We start from the raw sequence: 16,940 nt of genomic DNA, 5'->3' as shown, positions 1-16,940 counted from the left end.
AAGGCCCGTTCGACCAGCGGCCGGACGGGCCCCGATCCCCTACGCGGGCGGGTCGGTGGTGAGCAGGGTGGCGCCCACGGCCAGGAACTCGGCGGGTTCGCCGCCGGGCACCACCAGCCGGTGCGCCACGGTCGCGCCGAAGCTCGCGCTGTCCCCGGGCCGCAACGTCACCGAGTCCTGCTCGAACTCGATGCGCAGCTCGCCGCTGAGCACGTACAACCAGTCGTGCCCCTCGTGCTGCACCGGCCGCACCCCGACGCTCGTCGGGTCCAGCCGGTAGCGCGCCGCGTACATCCCCGGCAGCACCGAGCGGGGGGTGAGCACCTGCACCGCGAGATCACCGGATTCGACGGTGGGCACCTCATCACCGCGCAGCACGACCGCGGCCGGGCCGGGCACGGCATCGGTGAACAGCTCGGCGAGCGCCACGTCCAGCGCGCCGGCGACCGCCGTGAGCTCCGGCAACGTCGGCGTCACCTGCTCGTCCTCGACGGCCGTGAGCCGTTCCTCGGTGAGCTTCGCCGCCTCGGCCAGTCCGGTCCCGGACAGCCCGCGTTCGGTGCGCAACCGGCGGACCCGCTCGCCGATGCCCGCCAGTCCGCGGCCGTCCGCGCCGTCGCCGGGCGCGTTCTGTCGTTCAGCTGATGGATCCGCCACGCCCACCACCATAAGCGCTGGTCCACCGCGCATCCCGGTATCGGGCCCCGCGTGCCGGTGTGGCCGCGAGCACGCCCGGGTAGGCCGGGCCCGAGGAGGTGCCGAGATGTCCGAACGGTCCACCGCCCGCGCGCTGGTGCGCGAAGCGGGCACCACCTACGCCGAGCAGGCGGGCATCGCGCTCGCCGACAAGCCGTCCCCGCTGTACCGGCTGCTGGTGCTGTCGGTGCTGCTGTCCACCCGGATCAAGGCCGAGATCGCGGTGTCCGCGGCCCGCGAGCTCGGCGAATTCCCCACCGCCGAGCGGATGCGGGACGCGACCTGGCAGCAGCGGGTGGACGCGCTGGGCCGCGGCCACTACGTCCGCTACGACGAGAGCACGGCGACCGCGCTCGGCCGGGGCGCCGAACTGGTCCTGGACCGCTACCGCGGCGACCTGCGCCGGATGCGCGCCGCGGCGGACGGCGATCCGGCCGAGGTGCAGCGGCTGCTGCGCGAGGTACCGAGCCTGGGCCCGGTCGGCGCGCACATCTTCTGCCGCGAAGCGCAGGCGGTGTGGCCGGAGCTGCGCCCGCACTTCGACCAGAAGGCGCTCTCCGGCGCCGAGAAGGCGGGCCTGCCCGCGGACGCGCACCGGCTGGCGGAACTGGTGCCCGCGGACGACTGCGCCCGCTTCTCCGCCGCCCTGGTGCGCATCACGCTGGAGAAGGGGCTCCTCCGGGAGATCACCGCGTCGGCGTGATCAGGCGACCGGTTCGAGCACTTCCCGGCCACCGAGGAACGGCCGCAGCGCCTCCGGCACCAGCACGGAACCGTCCGGCTGCTGGTGGTTCTCCAGGATCGCCACGATCCACCGGGTGGTGGCGAGCGTGCCGTTGAGCGTGGAGGCGATGGCGTTCGGGCCCTCGGCCTCCCGGTAGCGGGTGTTGAGCCTGCGCGCCTGGAACGTGGTGCAGTTCGAGGTGGAGGTCAGCTCGCGGTAGGCCTGCTGGGACGGGACCCACGCCTCGCAGTCGAACTTGCGGGCCGCGCTCGCCCCGAGATCGCCCGCCGCGGTGTCGATCACCCGGTACGGCACCTCGATCTTGGCGAGCATCTCCTCCTCCCACGCGAGCAGCCGTTCGTGCTCGGCGCGGGAGTCCTCCTCGCGGCAGTAGACGAACATCTCCAGCTTGTTGAACTGGTGCACGCGGATGATGCCGCGGGTGTCCTTGCCGTAGGAGCCCGCTTCGCGGCGGAAGCAGGTGGACCAGCCCGCGTAGCGCAGCGGCCCGGAGGCGAGGTCGAGGATCTCGCCCGAGTGGTAGCCGGCCAGCGGCACCTCGGAGGTGCCGACCAGGTACGCGTCGTCCTCTTCGAGCCGGTACACCTCGGTGGAGTGGGAGCCGAGGAACCCGGTCCCCTCCATGATCTCCGGCCGGACCAGCACCGGCGGCACGACCAGGGTGAACCCGGCGGCGGTGGCCTGGGCGGCGGCCATGTTCAGCAGCGCCAGCTCCAGCTGGGCACCGATGCCGGTGAGGAAGTAGAACCGGGCGCCCGCGACCTTCGCGCCGCGCTCCATGTCGAACGCGCGCAGCCCCAGGCCGAGGTCCAGGTGGTCCCGCACCTCGAAGTCGAACTCGCGCGGGGTGCCGACGTGCTTGAGCACCACGAAGTCGTCCTCGCCGCCGGGCGGGGTCTCGGGCTCGACGATGTTCGAGACCTTCTTCTGGGTGCTGAGCAGCTCGGCGTCGGCCTCGGTCTGCTCGGCCTCGGCCTGCTTGACCTGGTTGGAGAGGTCCTTGGCGCGGGCCAGCAGCTCGTCCCGCTCCTCGCCCTTGGCCTTGCCGACCTGCTTGCCGAGCTGCTTCTGCTCGGCGCGCAGCGTGTCGGCGCGGGACACCGCGGACCGGCGACGCTCGTCGGCGGAGAGCAGCGCGTCCACGAGGGACGCGTCCTCACCTCGGGCGCGCTGCGAGGCGCGCACGGCCTCCGGATCTTCGCGAAGCGTCTTGAGGTCGATCACAGCAGGTCAGCCTAGTCGGTATCCGGGGTGCCCTCCGCGCGGGGCACCGGGGTCAGGAACCGGGGATGCGGTGCGGGACGAACGCGGCGCCGTCGTCGGTGATCAGGCCCGCGGTCTCCCGGATGCCGAGGCCCGCGGCGGAGTCGCCGACAACCCAGGCGCCCAGCGCCGGCCGCATCCCGTCGAACTCGGGCAGCGGGTCGAACGCCTGGTAGACGTAACCCTCTTCGCCGTAGAAGCCGCCGGTCTCGGTCTCCCAGCCGGGCGCGACCACGGTGATGTTGTTGCCCTCCCGGCCGAGCCGCGGCTTGCGCACGTACTCGGTGAGCATGCCGGGCTGGTCGAGGAACGTCGGCAGCAGGTTCGGGTGCCCGGGGTACATCTCCCACAGCACCGCCAGCAGCGCCTTGTTGGACAGCAGCATCTTCCACAGCGGTTCGATCCACTGGGTGGCGGGCAGCGTGTGCACCGCGTGCTTGCCGAAGTCGTCGTCGACCATCCACTCCCAGGGGTAGATCTTGACGACGGAGTTCATCGGCGCCTCTTCGAGGTCGACGAAGCGCTCCAGCAGCGGTTCCCAGCCGATCTCCTCGATCACCAGGCCGACGGTGTCCATGCCCGCCTCGGCCGCCGTCTCCTGCAGGTAGGCGGAGGTGATGTTGTCCTCGCCGCTGGTGTCGGAGCCGGACCAGGTGAAGTGGACCTCGCGGGTGGCGAGCTGGTCGGAGATCTCGCCCCAGCGCTCGACCAGCTTCTCGTGGATCGAGTTCCACTGGTCGTCGCCCTCGTGGCACTCGGTCAGCCAGTTCCACTGCACGACCGCCGCCTCCAGCAGCGAGGTCGGCGTGTCCGCGTTGTACTCCAGCAGCTTCGCCGGGCCGGAGCCGTCGTAGCGCAGGTCGAACCGGCCGTAGAGGTGCGGATCGTGCCGCTTCCACGACTCGGCGATGTGCGGCCACACCCACTCGGGGATGCCGAAGTCCCGGTACCGCTCGGTGGTGACCACGTGGTCCACCGCGTCCAGGCACATCGACTGGAGCAGCTCGACGTCCGCCTCCAGGGAGAGCACCTCGTCCAAGCTGAACTCGTAGTGCACGCCCTCGTCCCAGTACGGGCGCTGCGAGCCGTCGGCCGCCCGCGCCGGGGTGCCGAACACGAGACCCAGTTCCTCGACCTTGCGCTGCCAGTCCGGCCTGCGCCCGGTTGTCCTTCGCCGCACTCGTTCAGCTCCCGCTGCTGCCGCTCTTGTTGCTGATCCCGAAACCGCCGCGCTGCACCGTCTGCCCCTTGGTGTTCTTGATGTTCGCGTCGGCGGGCTTGGTGAAGTTGGGGCTCGACACGGGCTGGCCCACCGGCGGGGCCGCGGTGCCGGGCGAGGTGTAGCCGTACCGGTAGGAGTTGTACCCACCGATACCGCCACCGGGCAGGAAGATCGGCATGAAGAACATGCCGCCGCTGCTGTACCCGCCGTGGCTCTGCACGTAGTTCTCGTCGCACATGTTCGGGTCCTGGACCGTCGTCTGGCCCTGACCCGTGGCGCAGTACTCCTGGACCGCGGTCTGCTCCTGGCTGTACGCCGATGCCGAGTAGAACGCGGCGACCAGCGCGACCACGCCGACGGTGACCCCGCCGCCGACCATCACGCGCCGCCTGGTCTGCGTCTTGCGCTCCTGCTCGGCGAGCGCGGCCTGCGCCTGCTCCTCCTGGCGCTTCTCCGCCGCGATCCGGGCCCGCTTCTCGGCGAGCGTCGGTTCCCGCGGCGTCGTCGTCTCGTCCTGGAAGCGCATCCGGCCGGGGGTCCCCTGCTCACCCGGTTGCTGCACCTCGTTCGGCCGCGTCACATCGTCAGCCCCGCCCATGGGCGGCTGGTCTCTGCGGTCCGGCCCGTCCTGGTCTGCCAATGGTCTGCCATCTTCCGTCATCGCCCACTCCCAGCGGCAACACTACCCATCGCGCACCCGCGCCGGGTACGCCTCGGTAGGACGCACCGGGACACGAAACGGTTTCAACTCGATGCGTGCGCGTTTGGGCACGGGTCCGGGCCGCCAGGCATGATGTGATCGATGGCCGAGCGCAGCGATCCCCAGAAGCACCGCCGGAAGAAGCCCAACACCCGGCTGGTGATGATCGCCGCCGCCATCGGTGGGGCGCTCGTGCTGCTGATCAGCGCGCTGCTGAACACACCCGGCCAGGGCGGATCCGGCATCGGCGGACCCGGCCGGGAAGGCGCCGCCCCCGCCACCCCGCCGGTGTTCGAGGCCGCGGCGGGCAGCTGCCTGCACTGGACGGAAGCGGACGCGGCGGACATCCGGCCGGTCAAGTGCCGCGAACGCCACCTGTTCGAGGTCACCGGCAAGGCTGATCTCAAGGCCGATTTCGCGGGCACCGCGCCCTACCCGTCCGCCGAGCAGTGGCAGCAGCTCAAGCAGGAGCGGTGCACCACCGTCTCGGCGCAGTATCTGCGGGGCAGGCTCGACCCGGACGGCCGGTTCTCCGTCGGCGCGTTCACGCCCAGCGAGAAGGGCTGGGGCTCCGGGGACCGGGTGCTGCACTGCGGTCTCCAGCAACCCGGGCCGTCCGGGGAGCTGTTCGCCAGCCAGGGCAAGGTCGCCGACCAGGACCAGTCCAACACCTACGAGGCAGGCCGCTGCCTCGGCATCAACGGCACCGAGGTGTGGGACCCGGTGGACTGCGCGCAGCCGCACTCGGTGGAGATCACCGGCGCCGTCGACCTCGGCGAGCAGTTCCCCGCCGACTACCCGGCCGAATCCGACCAGGACGGGTTCCTCGCCACCCGCTGCGGCGAGCTCACCGCCGAATACGCGGGCAGCCCGACCGCGGTGCAGGACAAGAAGCTCGTCCCCTACTGGGACACGCTCTCCGAGGAGAGCTGGAACGCCGGGTCGCGGCAGGTCAACTGCAAGGTCAGCGCGCAGCTGCCGGACGGCAGCGGCCTCGCCCCGATCACCGGCAGCGTCAAGGGCGACGTGCAGGTCGGCGAGGAACCGGCGCCGCAGAACACCGCCCCGATCCAGCCCGGCGTCCCCGCCGCCGGGGAGCGCTGAACCGGTGCCGGTGGAGATGACCCGGGCCCGGTTCGAGGAGCTCGTCGCCGATGCGCTCGACCTGGTGCCCGAGCAGTTCGCCGCCGCGATGAACAACGTGGTGGTGCTCGTCGAGGACCACCACGAGGAAGACCCGTCGCTGCTCGGGCTGTACTTCGGGGTCGCGCTCACCGAACGGGACAGCACCTACGCCGGTGTGCTGCCGGACCGGATCTCGATCTACCGGGAACCGCTGCTGGAGATGTGCGACTCGGAGGACGAGGTCGTCGACGAGGTGGCGATCACCGTGGTCCACGAGATCGCCCACCACTTCGGCGTCGACGAGGACACCCTGCACTCGCTCGGCTGGGGCTGAGGTCAGTCCGGCAGGTCGTCCCACCGGGCGCAGCGCCAGCCCGTCGGCGACGCCGAATCGGCCTCGAGGACGATGATCCCGGTGTTCGGCAGGTAGGCGGCACTGGTGCGGCGCGGCCCCACCTCGGGCGCCAGCCGGGACGCCACCAGGCGCACCATCGCGCCGTGGCTGACCAGCACCACCGAGCCGGTGGTGACCTCGTCGAGGACCGGCTGGGCGGAGGCGAAGAAGCGGGCGAGCGCCTGGTTACCGGTCTCCCCGCCGGGCATCGACCGGTCCGCGCCGTGGTGCCAGCCGTCGTAGACCTCGTCGAACAGCTCCCGGGCTTCGAGGTCGCCGCGGCCTTCGAGCTCGCCGACGAAGATCTCGTGGGTGCCGTCGAGGATCCGCACGTCCAGCCCGTGCCGGTCCGCGGTGGGCCGCGCGGTCTCCTGGGCGCGCAGCGCGCGGCTGGCGTGCACCGACAGCACCTTCTCGGTGCCGAGCCGGTCCGCCAGGTCCGCGGCCTGCCGCCTGCCCTGCTCGGTGAGCCCGGGGCCGGGCGGCAGCGTGTCCAGCAGGCCCGCGACGTTGGACGGGGTCTGCCCGTGGCGCACCAGCACCAGCCGGAGCCCGTCGGCGGGCGGACGCAGCAGCGGGGTCATGCGGTCCCTCCTTCGCGCAGCCGGGCCAGCCAGCGGGCGGACGCCTGGAACGCCTGCTCCGACACCGGGGTGGGGACGCTGGCCGGCGAGTGGTCGGCCTTCGGGTAGGAGCCGAGGAACCGCACCTCGCTGCACCGGCGGTGCAGGCCGCTGAGCGCGTCCCCGACGCGGGCGTCCGCGACGTGCCCGTCGAGGTCCAGGAAGAACCGGTACTCGCCGATCCGGTCCTTGATCGGGCGGGACTCGATGCGGCTCAGGTTGATGCCGCGCAGCGACAGCTCCAGCAGCATCTCGGTGAGCGTCCCCGGCTCGTGCGCGATCACCGCGGCGACCGAGGTGCGGTCCGCGCCGGTCGGTTCGGGCAGCGGTCCCGGCCTGCGCAGCAGCAGGAAGCGGGTGACGGCGTCGGTGTTGTCGGCGACCCCGCGGGCGAGGCGCTGCAGCCCGTCGAACAGCTCGATCGCCAGCGGCGAGGCGACCGCCGCGTCCAGCTCCCCCGCCGCGACCTGCTCGACGGCGGCCGCGGTGGACGACGCCATCCGCACGTCGGCGCCCGGCAGGTTCGCCGCGAGCCAGCCGCGGACCTGGGCGATCGCGTGCGGGTGGCTGGCGACGGTGCGCACCTGGTCGGCGGTGGTGCCCGCGCGCACGAGCACGTCGAACTGGACGGTGACCGTCGCTTCGCTGACCGCGATCAGCGGGTCGCCGCCGGCCAGCGCGTCCAGCGTGGCGGGCACCGAGCCCTCCACCGAGTTCTCCACCGGGACGCCGGCGGCGAGGACGTCGCCCGCGCGGAGCGCGGCGAGCGCCTGCGGCACGGACTCGTAGGGCAGCAGCTCGGCGTCGAAGCCTTCGGTGAGGGTCCTGGTCGCCTGTTCGGTGAAGGTTCCGGGCGGCCCCAGGTAGGCGATGTGCGGCACGGGCACCAGCCTACGGGCCGGGCGGAACGTCCCACTCGGACCCGGACCGGTGATCAACTTTCCCCGGAGGTGTGACCTACCCAATTACATTCAGTCGCCCGTTCCTGCGATGCTGTCGGTGTGACCGCGGACTCGGAGCGCTCATCGGACCGAGCGGAGCCGGAGCTGCGGCTCGTCCTCTGCGCCTTGGACGAGCCGCTGACGGCAGCGTGGCGCGCCGTCGCCGCCGACCGCGACAACCTCGACGTCCACCAGGGTTCCGTGCTGGACCTGCGGGTGGACGCGGTGGTGAGCCCGGCGAACTCGTACGGCTGGATGCGCGGCGGGGTCGACGCCCTGTACGCCCGGGCCTTCCCGAACGTGGAGGAGTCCGTGCGCAGCGCGGTGCTCGCCTACCACGGCGGTGAACTGCCCGTCGGCGAAGCACTGCTGGTGCCCACCGGTTCGCCCTCCCCCGCCTGGCTCGTCAGCTCCCCGACGATGCGCCAACCGGGTGAAGTTCTGCCGATCGACACCGTGCACCCCTACCTGGCCGCGCGGGCGGTGCTGCGGCTGTGGACCGGCGGGATGCTGGAGAACGGGATGCGGGTGCGCGACGTGGTCCGCACGATCGCGCTGCCCGGCCTGGGCACCGGTGTCGGCGGGGTCGACCCGCAGCGGTGCGCGCACCAGGTCGCCGCGGCCTGGGACGAGACCTTCGCCCGCGCCGACCACAGCTGAACCGCCCCGGCACGAGCGCGACCCCCTGCCCGCCGCACCTGAGCAGCGACCGCCCGGGCCCACTCGCACCGCGGCGCGCACTCAGCAGGATTCCGCCGCGGACGGCGTCGTCGCCTGCGGTGCGACCACCCGACGACGGTTCCACGACGGGAATCCCGCCGACTGCCCGTCGCTGAACTGCCCGGCGGGTCGTGTCGGCCTTCCGTCAGCGGCGAAGCCGCTGAGCCGCCGACCACCTGAGGCGCCGGCACCGCAGCGGGTTCTCAGCGGCTTCCTCGCGAGGACGGCGATTTCTCCTGTGGCGGAGCCACCGGTGAAATCGATCCCGCAGCGAGGAAGCCGCTGAGGTTCCGCCACCCGCCCCGACGAACACTCGGAGCGGACGGGGCTATCACTGCTCGTCAGCGGCGCGGTTCCGGACCGCGATCTTGGTGGGGGCCGCCTGTTCCAGAGCGCCGCGCACCCGGACTTCGAGCACGCCGCGGTCGTAGTCGGCCTCGACCTGCTCACCGGTCACGCCCTTCGGCAGCCGGAAGCCGCGGCTGAACTCGCCACCGCGCAGCTCGCGGACGAGCACCCGGTGCGGCGCGGACCCGTCCGCGTCCTCGGCCGGCGCCTCGGTGCGGGCGCTGCGGCTACCGCTGATCTTGAGGGCGCCGTCGGCGACCTCGACGGTCACGTCCTCGACGTCCACCCCGGGCAGGTCCAGCCGGAACACCAGGTCGGAGCCCTCGCGCAGCACGTCGGCCGCCGGGGCGTACCGCTGCTCCGCGCCACCGCGCCCGTGGAACGCGCCACGGATCAAGGCGTCGAACTCCCGGTCCAGGCCGGCGAACTGGTCCCAGCCACGAACGGCAAGAGCCATCACTCATCACTCCTTCGTCGACTCCGGGACTCCACCGGCTCGGCTTCGGGCCGACCCGGACACCCGGTCACTGCGGTTACATGAGTGCTAACGGCTCAACTTTGCGGATTGTTCCCGGCGCAGCGAACCTTTTTCCGCGGACTCCGTCCGCAAGATCAATTGCACGCCGGGGCGGCGCCCGCGCGGCGCGGTAGCGTCGAGGCCGCGTCCACCTAGGAGGTACCCATGCTGATCCGCCGCCTGGCCCGCCCGCTGCTCGCCGCGATCTTCATCAGCGGCGGCATCAACGCCCTGCGGGACACCGGAGGCCACGCCAAGGCCGCGGCGCCGTTCCTGGACAAGACGGTCGGCAAGGTCGAGGACTCGCTGCCGGAACAGGTGCCGACCGACGCGGTGACGCTGGTCCGGCTGGACGGCGCGGTGAAGCTCGGCGCCGGAGTGCTGCTGGCGCTCGGCAAGGCACCGCGGTTCGCCGCGCTGCTGCTCGTGGGCAGCACGGTGCCGACGACGCTCGCCGCGCACGCCTTCTGGGAGATCGACGACCCGCAGGAGCGCGCCGGCCAGCAGATCCACTTCCTGAAGAACATCGGCCTGATCGGCGGCCTGCTCATCGCCGCCGTGGACACCGAGGGCAAGCCGTCGGTCGCCTACCGCGCCAAGCACGGCGCCTCCCGGGTGGCCGAGCAGACCCAGGTCAACGCGAAGGCCGCGAAGAAGATGGCTCGCAAGGCGAAGCGCAAGGCCCGGCGCTGACCCCGCGGGCCAGGGGACCCTTACCTGCACGACCGGGTGATGCGGTCGTAGCGTGAAGACGTGCCGGTACGCGTGCTGCTCGTCGACGACCACGAGGTGGTCCGCCGCGGCCTCCGAGACCTGCTGAGCACCGAGTCGGACCTGGACGTGGTCGCCGAAGCGGGCGGGGTCGGCGAGGCCGTCGTCCGCGCGCAGGCCGCCGAACCCGACGTCGCGGTCGTCGACATGCGGCTGCCCGACGGGGACGGCTTGGACCTGTGCCGCAAGCTGCGCGCGCTGCCGACGCCGCCGCAGTGCCTGGTGCTCACCGCCTTCGACGACGAGCAGGCGCTGATCGGGGCGATCAACGCGGGCGCCTCCGGCTACCTGCTCAAGCAGGTGCGCGGACGGGACCTGGTGAACGCGGTGCGCGAGGTCGCCGCGGGCCGCTCGCTGCTGGACCCGGTGACGACCGCGCGGGTGCTGGAACGGATGCGGCGCGGCGCGGAACAGCCCGCCGACGAGCTGGACGCGCTGACCGAGCAGGAACGGCGGGTGCTGGACCTGATCGGCGAGGGCCTCACCAACCGGCAGATCGCGGAGCGGCTGTTCCTGGCGGAGAAGACGGTGAAGAACTACGTCACCGCGGTCCTCGCGAAGCTCGGCATGGAACGCCGCACCCAGGCCGCGGCCTGGGTGGCCCGCCGACAGGGCTGACGCCCCGCACAACGCGCGCCCCACCAGGTGAGCGCCCACCCGAGCCCGGGGGGCCAACGGGCCACCCACCCCGACCGACCCATCAGGTGAGTGGGCCACCCGCCCGAGCCCGATGGGCCAGTGGGCCACTCACCCCGGTTGAGCGATCAGGTGAGCGGGCCGCTCGACCGAGCACGTGGGGCTGGTGGGCCACTCACCTCGGTTGATTCGTCGGGGTGGTGCGTGGGGCTGGGGTCGGGTTCTGCTCGGGGTGCCGGGGCCGGCTCGCTACGGGCTGGACTACCTGTCAGAGCGGGACTTCCCAGGTGATCGTGGTCCCGCTGTCGGGTGAGGAGTGGATGATGCAGCGCCCGCCGGAGGCCGCCGCGCGCTCCTCCAGGTGCCGCAGCCCGCGCTTGGTGACGTCCCGCGGTATCCCGCACCCGTCGTCCACGACCTGCAGCCGCATGGCCCGGTCCGAGCAGCGCACCCGCACCAGCACGACGCGCGCTCCGGAGTGCCGGACGACGTTGGACAGGGCTTCGCGGAGCGCGGCACGCAGGTGGTCGGCGAGCGCGACGGGCACTTCGCCGAGGTCGCCGGTCATCTCCAGCTTCGGCGGCCTGCCGAGCAGTTCACCGGCGATCTGCACTTCGGAGCGGATCGAGTCGGCCAGGTCGGGGGCGTGCGCGGGCGTCTCCGGATCCGCGGAGCGCAGCGTGCGCACGGTGGCGCGGACTTCGGCGATGGTCTGGTCGAGCTGGTCCATCGTGTCGGTGAGGCGCTCGGAGTCGGCCGGGTCGAGGCGCCCGGCGAGCCTGCGATCCAGCACTTCCAGCTGCATCCCGGCGGCGTAGAGCCGCTGCACGATGACGTCGTGCAGGTCGCGGGCGATGCGCTCCCGCTCCTGGTAGACGGCGATGCGTTCGCGGGCGGTGGAGCCTTCGGCGAGGACCAGGGCGAGCCCGGCCTGCGCGGCGAAGCCGGTGAGCACTTCGACCGCGACGCGGGTGAACGTGGTGGCGCCGCGGCGCCGGTAGACGGCGAGCGCGCCGAGCCTGCGCTCGCGGGTGCCGAACGGGGCGACGGCGAACGGCCCGTAGATCCGCAGCGAGGACGGCACGTAAGGGGCGGTCAGCGGGTCGTCGATCAGGTCGTCGACGACGATCGGCACGCCGCTGCGGGCGACGCGGGCGGCGGCGGAGCGGGCGGAGAGCACGGCCCCGACCGGATCGCCGGAGGACGCGGGTTCGGCGGGGTAGGCGGCTTCGACGGTGAGCCTGCCGTCGTCGGCGCGGACCATGACGAGCCCGAGGTCGGCTTCGGCGAGCGCGGCGGCCCGGCGCACCACCATCGGCAGCACCACGTCCGGGTCTTCGGCGGACAGGGCGGCCTTGGTGATCTCGGTGGAGGCGGCCAGCATGCGCCGGGCGAGTGCGGGGTCCATGGCGTCCACGAGGCTAGCCCTCCGTTCCGCTCCTGACCTGCGCAGCAGGTGGCCGGTGTGACCTGTCCGATGATCGGCGGTGCGCGGGTCCGCGCTCATCCGGCGGTCGCCGGGGTGCGCAGCGCGGTGAGGGTGCCGTCGTGCACCCGCAGCACGAGGTCGGCGGTGTCGGCTTCGGCGGGCCGGTGCGTCACGTGCAGCACGGTGCGGCCGGTCTCGGTCCGCAGCCGGTGCAGCAGCGCCGTCGCGGTGGGCACGTCGAGGTGCGCGGTGGGTTCGTCGAGCAGCAGCGGGCCGTCGCCGAGCAGCGCGCGGGCCAGCGCGAGGCGCTGCGCTTCGCCGCCGGAGAGCGCGGTGCCGCCGGAGCCGACGTGCTCGCCGAGCCGGTCCGCCCAGCCGGGGAGCCCGGCGAGCCGCAGCGCCGCGCCGAGCCGTGCGTCGTCGGCGTGCGGCGCGGACATCCGCAGGTTCTCCCGGACGGTGGTGGACACCAGGTTCGGCTCCTGCGGGCACCAGGCGGCGCGCTCCGGCAGCCGCGCGGTCCCGCGTTCGGCGGGCAGGAAGCCGAGCAGCAGGGCGAGCAGCGTGGACTTGCCGCTGCCGGAGGGGCCGAGGACGGCGACGTGCGCGCCGGGCGGGACGGTGAGGTCGACGCCGCGCAGCGCGGGTTCGGCGGCGCCGGGCCAGCGCACGTCGACGCCGCGGAGCTCGATGCGGCCGTCGGTGGTGCGGGCGGCGCCCACGGGTGCACCGCCGGGTGCGGGTGCGGCACCCGGTACAGCGCCGGGTTCCAGTACAGCGCCGGGTTCCGGTGCGTCGCCGGGTGCGGGTGCGTCGCCGGGTTCAGGTGCGGCATGGCGTTCGAGGACGGCACCGGAGCCGGGAGCCACGTCCGGTGCGCCGACCCGGCCGGATCCGACGGCGCCACCGGATTCGGCGACCTCGCCGGACCCGCCGAACCGGCCGGATTCGGCGCCGCCACCGGCTTCGCCGACCCGGCCGGATTCGGCGCCGCCCGGCCCGGCGGCCCCCGCCGCCAGCAGCGGCGCGAGCCGTCCCTGCGCGGCCCGCAGGTTCCGCCACTGCTGCGCGGCGGGCGGCAGCAGCGCGACGGCTTCGGCGGCGGCGAGCGGCACCAGCGCGAGCAGCGGGGCGAGTTCCGGGGCGAGCCGCCCGGCGGCGACGGCGTCGGCGCCGAGCCACGCCCCGCCGAGCACGGCGACGCCGACGGCGAGGGTGCCCACGGCGGTGGCGGCCCCGGCGCCGAACGCGGCGCGGCGGGCGCGGGCGGCGAGCCGGGCGTCGGCGGCGGCGAGTTCGGCGCGACGCGCGGTGTGCGCGCCGAAGGCGAGCAGTTCGGCGGCGCCGTCGAGCAGTGCGAGCACCCGGTCGGCGACGTGCCTGCGCCCGTCGGCGACGGCGGTGCTGGCGCGGCGTTCCGCGGCGAGCGCGGCCGCGACCCCACCGGCTCCCGCGACCAGCAGCGACACCGCCAGCAGCGCGCCGGCGGACGGCAGCACCAGCGCCTGCAGCACGACGGCGGCGAGCGCGACGAGCACAGCGGTCAGCGGCGGCAGCACGACCCGCGGCACCAGGTCGCGCACGGTGTCGACGTCGTCGACCAGCCGCGCGACGCCGTCGCCGCGCCGCAGGCCGGCGGTGCGGGCCGGGCCGAGCCGCACCAGCGCGTCCCAGAGCCGTTCCCGCAGCGCTCCGGCGGTGCGGAACGCGGCGTCGTGCGTGACGAGCCGTTCCGCGTAGCGCACGGCGGCCCTGGACAGCGCGAAGGTGCGCACGCCGACGACGGCGACGGACAGGGTGAGGATCGGCGGCTGCTGCGAGGCGCGGGCGATCAGCCACGCGGAGGTCGCGGCGAGCGCCAGCCCGGACAGCAGCGACAGCGCGGCCAGCCCGACCCCGGCGAGGGTGCGCGGGGTGATCAGCTCGCGGAGGCCGCCGCGAGCGGCGGGCAGCCCGGGCACGGTGCCCGCGGGCCCGTCGGCGGCGGGCGCGGGTTCGGGTTCGGCGGTCTCGGCGCCGGGCCGGTGGCTGGCGAGCACGACGGTGGCGCCGCGGTCGGCGGCGCGCTCGATCGCCCGCTCCACCTGGTGCGCGGTGGCGGGGTCGAGGTGCGCGGTGGGTTCGTCCAGCAGCAGCACCCGGGCGGTGCCGCGCAGCCGCAGCAGGGCACGGGCGACGGCGACCCGCTGCCGCTCCCCGGTGGAGAGCCCGTCGACGGGCCGGTCCCGCAGGTGCGCGGTGGCGGGGTCGGCGAGCGCCTCGTCGAGCGCGTCGAGGGTGCCCGCGGGCTGGTCGGCGACCGCGAGCGCGAGCTCGTCGGCGACGGTGCCGCCGGTGAACGCGGGCCGCTGCGGCACCCAGGCGAGGTGCCTGCGCCAGGTGGCCGGATCGAGGTCGCCCAGGTCGGTGCCCGCGTAGCTGAGGCTGCCGCGTTCCGGCCGGGTGAAGCCGAGCAGCACGCCGAAGGTGGTGGACTTGCCGCTGCCGCTGGGTCCGATCCCGTCGAACCCGTCGAGCCGCAGCACTTCGCCGGGCATCGCGGTGAAGGAGAGCCCGTCGGGCGCGTGCCCGCCGCGGCGGGCGACGGCGAGGTCCCGCACCCGCAGCGGGCCGGCGCCGAGTTCGACGGTCGAGCCCTCGGCGGCGGGCGCAGCACCGGTGATGATCTCGTCGGCGCGCCGCACCGCTTCCACGCCGTCCTCGCTGGCGTGGTGCGCGGCCCCGGCGGCGCGCAGCGGCAGGTAGCACTCGGGCACGAGCACCAGCACCATCAGCCCGGTCGCCAGGTCCAGCTCCCCGGACACCAGCCGCAGCCCGATGCCGACGGCGACCAGCGCCACCGACAGCGAGGAGCACAGCTCCAGCACCAGCGCGGACAGGAACGCGATGCGCAGCGTGGCGACGGTGCTGCGCCGGTGCCGGTCGCCGACCTCGCGGACCACGGCCCGCTGCGCGCCCGCCCGGCGGAACGCCGCGAGCACCGGCAGCGCCCGCACCAGTTCGTGCAGCTGCGCGGACAGCCGCCGGGTGTCGTCGGCGGCGCGTTCGGTGCGCTGCTCGGTGTAGCGGCCGACGAGCCACGCGAACAGCGGGATCAGCGGCACGGTGACGAGCACGACGACCGCCGACACCGGGTCGGACCACAGGATCCAGGCGCCCGCGAGCAGCGGCACCACCGCGGCGGTGACCAGCGCGGGCAGGTACTTGGTGAAGAAGGCGTCGAGCGCGTCGAGCCCCTTGGTGGCGAGCGCGGTCAGCTCCACCGGCCCGCGGCCGCGGATCCACTCGGGTCCGCGGCGCAGCGCCGAGTCGAGCAGCTGCGCCCGCAGTTCCTCCTTGGCCCCGGCGGCGGCGCGGGCGGAGACGGATTCGGTGGCCCAGCCGAGCGCCGCACGCGCCACGATCGCCGCGGCGAGCACGCCGAGCCGGTCGGTGACGGCGGCCGCGCCCACCCCGGCGGTGACGACCTCGGCGAGCGCGCTCGCCAGCGCCCAGGCCTGCACGATCAGCGCGGCGGCGTGACCGGCGGCGAGGGCTCCGGCGGCGAGCAGCGCCCACCGCGCCGACCGGGACAGCCGGGGCAGGGCGCCGAGCGGCCCGCTCACGGCGCGTGCACCGGCGGGATGTGGTGGGCGCCGATGCGCTTGCGGAACACCCAGTACGTCCAGCCCTGGTAGATCAGCACGGCCGGGGTGCCGAACGCGGCCACCCAGGTGATCACGGTGAGCGTGTAGGGGCTGGAGGCGGTCTCGGCGATGGACAGCGAGAACGCCGGGTCGAGCGTGGAGGGGATGACGTTCGGCCACAGCGCCCCGAACAGGGTGACGACGACCCCGGCGAGCGCGATGCCCTGCAGCGCGAACGCCTGCCCCTCCCGCCAGGAGATCATCCGGGCGAGCGCGGCGAGCGCCGCGGCCAGCGCGATACCCAGCGGCACCCACGTCCACGCCTCGCCCTGGGTGAGCTGCGCGATGAGCAGCAGCGCGATCACCGGCAGCAGCAGCACCGGCCCGAGCCGCAGCGCGAACTTGCGCGCCCGCTCCCGCACCTCGCCGGCGGTCTTGAGCGACAGGAACACGGCGCCGTGCAGGAACGAGAAGCCCCACACCGCCAGCGCCCCCACCACGGTCGGCGGCGTCAGCAGCACCAGCGGCCCGCCGACGCGATCACCGTTGGCGTCCAGCGGCAGGCCGAACACGCTCGCCGACAGCACCAGCCCGATCATCATCGGCGCGATCCAGGAGGCGAGCACGATCACGGTGTCCCAGGTGCGCCGCCACCGCGCGGTGTCGACCTTGCCGCGGTACTCGAAGGCGACGCCGCGCCCGATGAGCACCAGCAGCAGGAGCAGCAGCGGCAGGTAGGCGGTGCTGAACAGCGAGGCGTACCAGCCGGGGAAGGCCGCGAAGGTGGCCCCGCCCGCGACGATCAGCCACACCTCGTTGCCGTCCCACACCGGCCCGATCGTGTTGATCAGCACCCGGCGTTCGCGCTCGTCGCGGCCGAGGACGGGCAGCAGCATCCCGACGCCGAAGTCGAAGCCCTCCAGGAACAGGTAGCCCAGCCACAGCACGGCGATCAGGGCGAACCAGAAGGTGGGCAGGTCCATCACGTTCTCCATTGGTGGCTGAATTGCTCGGTGAGTCGGGTAGCGGAACCTCAGTGGCCTTCTCGCTGCGGGATCTTTTTCCCAAGTGGCTCCGCCACGAGGGAAAAAGCTGTCCTCGCGAGAAGGCCACTGAGAACGAGGATTTGACCGCGGACACGTTCCTCGCGGCGGTGCAGGCCGCCCGGGAACGGTCGGGCAACC

General features: G+C 73.7%; 17 protein-coding genes. 7 read left to right on the top strand and 10 right to left on the bottom strand.

What is annotated here, in order from left to right; all coding sequences use genetic code 11:
- Positions 1–39 precede the first annotated feature (39 nt).
- On the bottom strand, positions 40–657 hold the full coding sequence (locus ABZ805_RS22850) for a cupin domain-containing protein (RefSeq protein ID WP_358443751.1): 618 nt from the start codon (positions 655–657) through the stop codon (positions 40–42).
- Between the two features lie 106 nt (positions 658–763).
- Between ABZ805_RS22850 and ABZ805_RS22845 the strand changes: the two genes are divergently transcribed.
- Positions 764–1,399 (top strand): endonuclease, encoded by a 636-nt coding sequence (locus tag ABZ805_RS22845; RefSeq protein WP_358443748.1) that lies wholly within the window; start codon positions 764–766, stop codon positions 1,397–1,399.
- On the opposite strand, the gene serS is transcribed toward ABZ805_RS22845, so the two are convergent.
- The 3 genes from serS to ABZ805_RS22830 are packed head-to-tail and all read right to left on the bottom strand — an operon-like array spanning position 1,400 to position 4,524.
- Complete coding sequence (gene serS, locus ABZ805_RS22840; protein ID WP_358443745.1) at positions 1,400–2,665, bottom strand: serine--tRNA ligase; 1,266 nt, start codon at positions 2,663–2,665, stop codon at positions 1,400–1,402.
- A gap of 52 nt (positions 2,666–2,717) precedes the next feature.
- Positions 2,718–3,884 carry a glutathionylspermidine synthase family protein gene (locus ABZ805_RS22835; protein WP_358443742.1) on the bottom strand — a complete coding sequence of 389 codons (1,167 nt, stop codon included), beginning with the start codon at positions 3,882–3,884 and terminating at the stop codon, positions 2,718–2,720.
- 4 nt (positions 3,885–3,888) lie between these two features.
- Complete coding sequence (locus ABZ805_RS22830; protein ID WP_358443739.1) at positions 3,889–4,524, bottom strand: hypothetical protein; 636 nt, start codon at positions 4,522–4,524, stop codon at positions 3,889–3,891.
- A gap of 204 nt (positions 4,525–4,728) precedes the next feature.
- On the opposite strand from ABZ805_RS22830, the gene ABZ805_RS22825 reads away from it, so the two are divergent.
- Both ABZ805_RS22825 and ABZ805_RS22820 read left to right on the top strand, forming a co-directional pair.
- Entirely contained in the window at positions 4,729–5,730 is a 1,002-nt protein-coding gene (locus ABZ805_RS22825) for a septum formation family protein (RefSeq protein WP_358443736.1), read from the top strand.
- 4 nt (positions 5,731–5,734) lie between these two features.
- The gene (locus ABZ805_RS22820) at positions 5,735–6,085 is read left to right on the top strand and encodes a metallopeptidase family protein (protein ID WP_358443734.1); all 351 of its coding nucleotides are present in this window, start codon (positions 5,735–5,737) and stop codon (positions 6,083–6,085) included.
- A 2-nt stretch (positions 6,086–6,087) separates the two neighbouring features.
- Here ABZ805_RS22820 and ABZ805_RS22815 read toward each other — a convergent pair whose 3' ends face one another.
- Positions 6,088–6,729 carry a histidine phosphatase family protein gene (locus ABZ805_RS22815; RefSeq protein ID WP_358443732.1) on the bottom strand — a complete coding sequence of 214 codons (642 nt, stop codon included), beginning with the start codon at positions 6,727–6,729 and terminating at the stop codon, positions 6,088–6,090.
- On the bottom strand, positions 6,726–7,649 hold the full coding sequence (gene pheA / locus ABZ805_RS22810; protein ID WP_358443729.1) for a prephenate dehydratase: 924 nt from the start codon (positions 7,647–7,649) through the stop codon (positions 6,726–6,728). The genes ABZ805_RS22815 and pheA overlap by 4 nt, the downstream gene beginning before the upstream one ends.
- A 120-nt stretch (positions 7,650–7,769) precedes the next feature.
- Here pheA and ABZ805_RS22805 point away from each other — a divergent pair, with 120 nt between their 5' ends.
- Positions 7,770–8,369 (top strand): macro domain-containing protein, encoded by a 600-nt coding sequence (locus ABZ805_RS22805; protein WP_358443726.1) that lies wholly within the window; start codon positions 7,770–7,772, stop codon positions 8,367–8,369.
- Between the two features lie 391 nt (positions 8,370–8,760).
- Here ABZ805_RS22805 and ABZ805_RS22800 read toward each other — a convergent pair whose 3' ends face one another.
- Positions 8,761–9,234 (bottom strand): Hsp20 family protein, encoded by a 474-nt coding sequence (locus ABZ805_RS22800; protein ID WP_358443723.1) that lies wholly within the window; start codon positions 9,232–9,234, stop codon positions 8,761–8,763.
- A 225-nt stretch (positions 9,235–9,459) separates the two neighbouring features.
- Here ABZ805_RS22800 and ABZ805_RS22795 point away from each other — a divergent pair, with 225 nt between their 5' ends.
- Both ABZ805_RS22795 and ABZ805_RS22790 read left to right on the top strand, forming a co-directional pair.
- Positions 9,460–9,987, top strand: coding sequence for a DoxX family protein (locus ABZ805_RS22795; protein ID WP_358443721.1), 528 nt, complete (start codon positions 9,460–9,462; stop codon positions 9,985–9,987).
- Positions 9,988–10,047: 60 nt separating this feature from the next.
- Positions 10,048–10,683 (top strand): response regulator transcription factor, encoded by a 636-nt coding sequence (locus ABZ805_RS22790; protein ID WP_358443719.1) that lies wholly within the window; start codon positions 10,048–10,050, stop codon positions 10,681–10,683.
- A 286-nt stretch (positions 10,684–10,969) separates the two neighbouring features.
- On the opposite strand, the gene ABZ805_RS22785 is transcribed toward ABZ805_RS22790, so the two are convergent.
- From ABZ805_RS22785 to cydB, 3 genes are all read right to left on the bottom strand, one after another.
- Positions 10,970–12,109, bottom strand: coding sequence for a GAF domain-containing sensor histidine kinase (locus ABZ805_RS22785; RefSeq protein WP_358443716.1), 1,140 nt, complete (start codon positions 12,107–12,109; stop codon positions 10,970–10,972).
- A gap of 95 nt (positions 12,110–12,204) precedes the next feature.
- A complete protein-coding gene (cydD, locus tag ABZ805_RS22780; RefSeq protein ID WP_358443714.1) occupies positions 12,205–15,735 on the bottom strand; it encodes a thiol reductant ABC exporter subunit CydD in 3,531 nt (1,176 codons plus the stop codon).
- Positions 15,732–16,739, bottom strand: a complete 1,008-nt coding sequence (cydB, locus tag ABZ805_RS22775) for a cytochrome d ubiquinol oxidase subunit II (RefSeq protein ID WP_358443712.1) — start codon at positions 16,737–16,739, stop codon at positions 15,732–15,734. The genes cydD and cydB overlap by 4 nt, the downstream gene beginning before the upstream one ends.
- A 14-nt stretch (positions 16,740–16,753) precedes the next feature.
- Between cydB and ABZ805_RS22770 the strand changes: the two genes are divergently transcribed.
- Positions 16,754–16,940 (top strand): hypothetical protein (locus ABZ805_RS22770; protein ID WP_358443709.1); only part of this gene is annotated, 187 nt, incomplete at its 3' end.

The organism is Saccharopolyspora sp. NPDC047091 (genome assembly GCF_040643635.1).
Taxonomy (GTDB): Bacteria; Actinomycetota; Actinomycetes; order Mycobacteriales; family Pseudonocardiaceae; genus Saccharopolyspora_C.
Note: the sequence above shows the minus strand (reverse complement) of the source record. Positions and strands in the feature narration are given on the sequence as shown.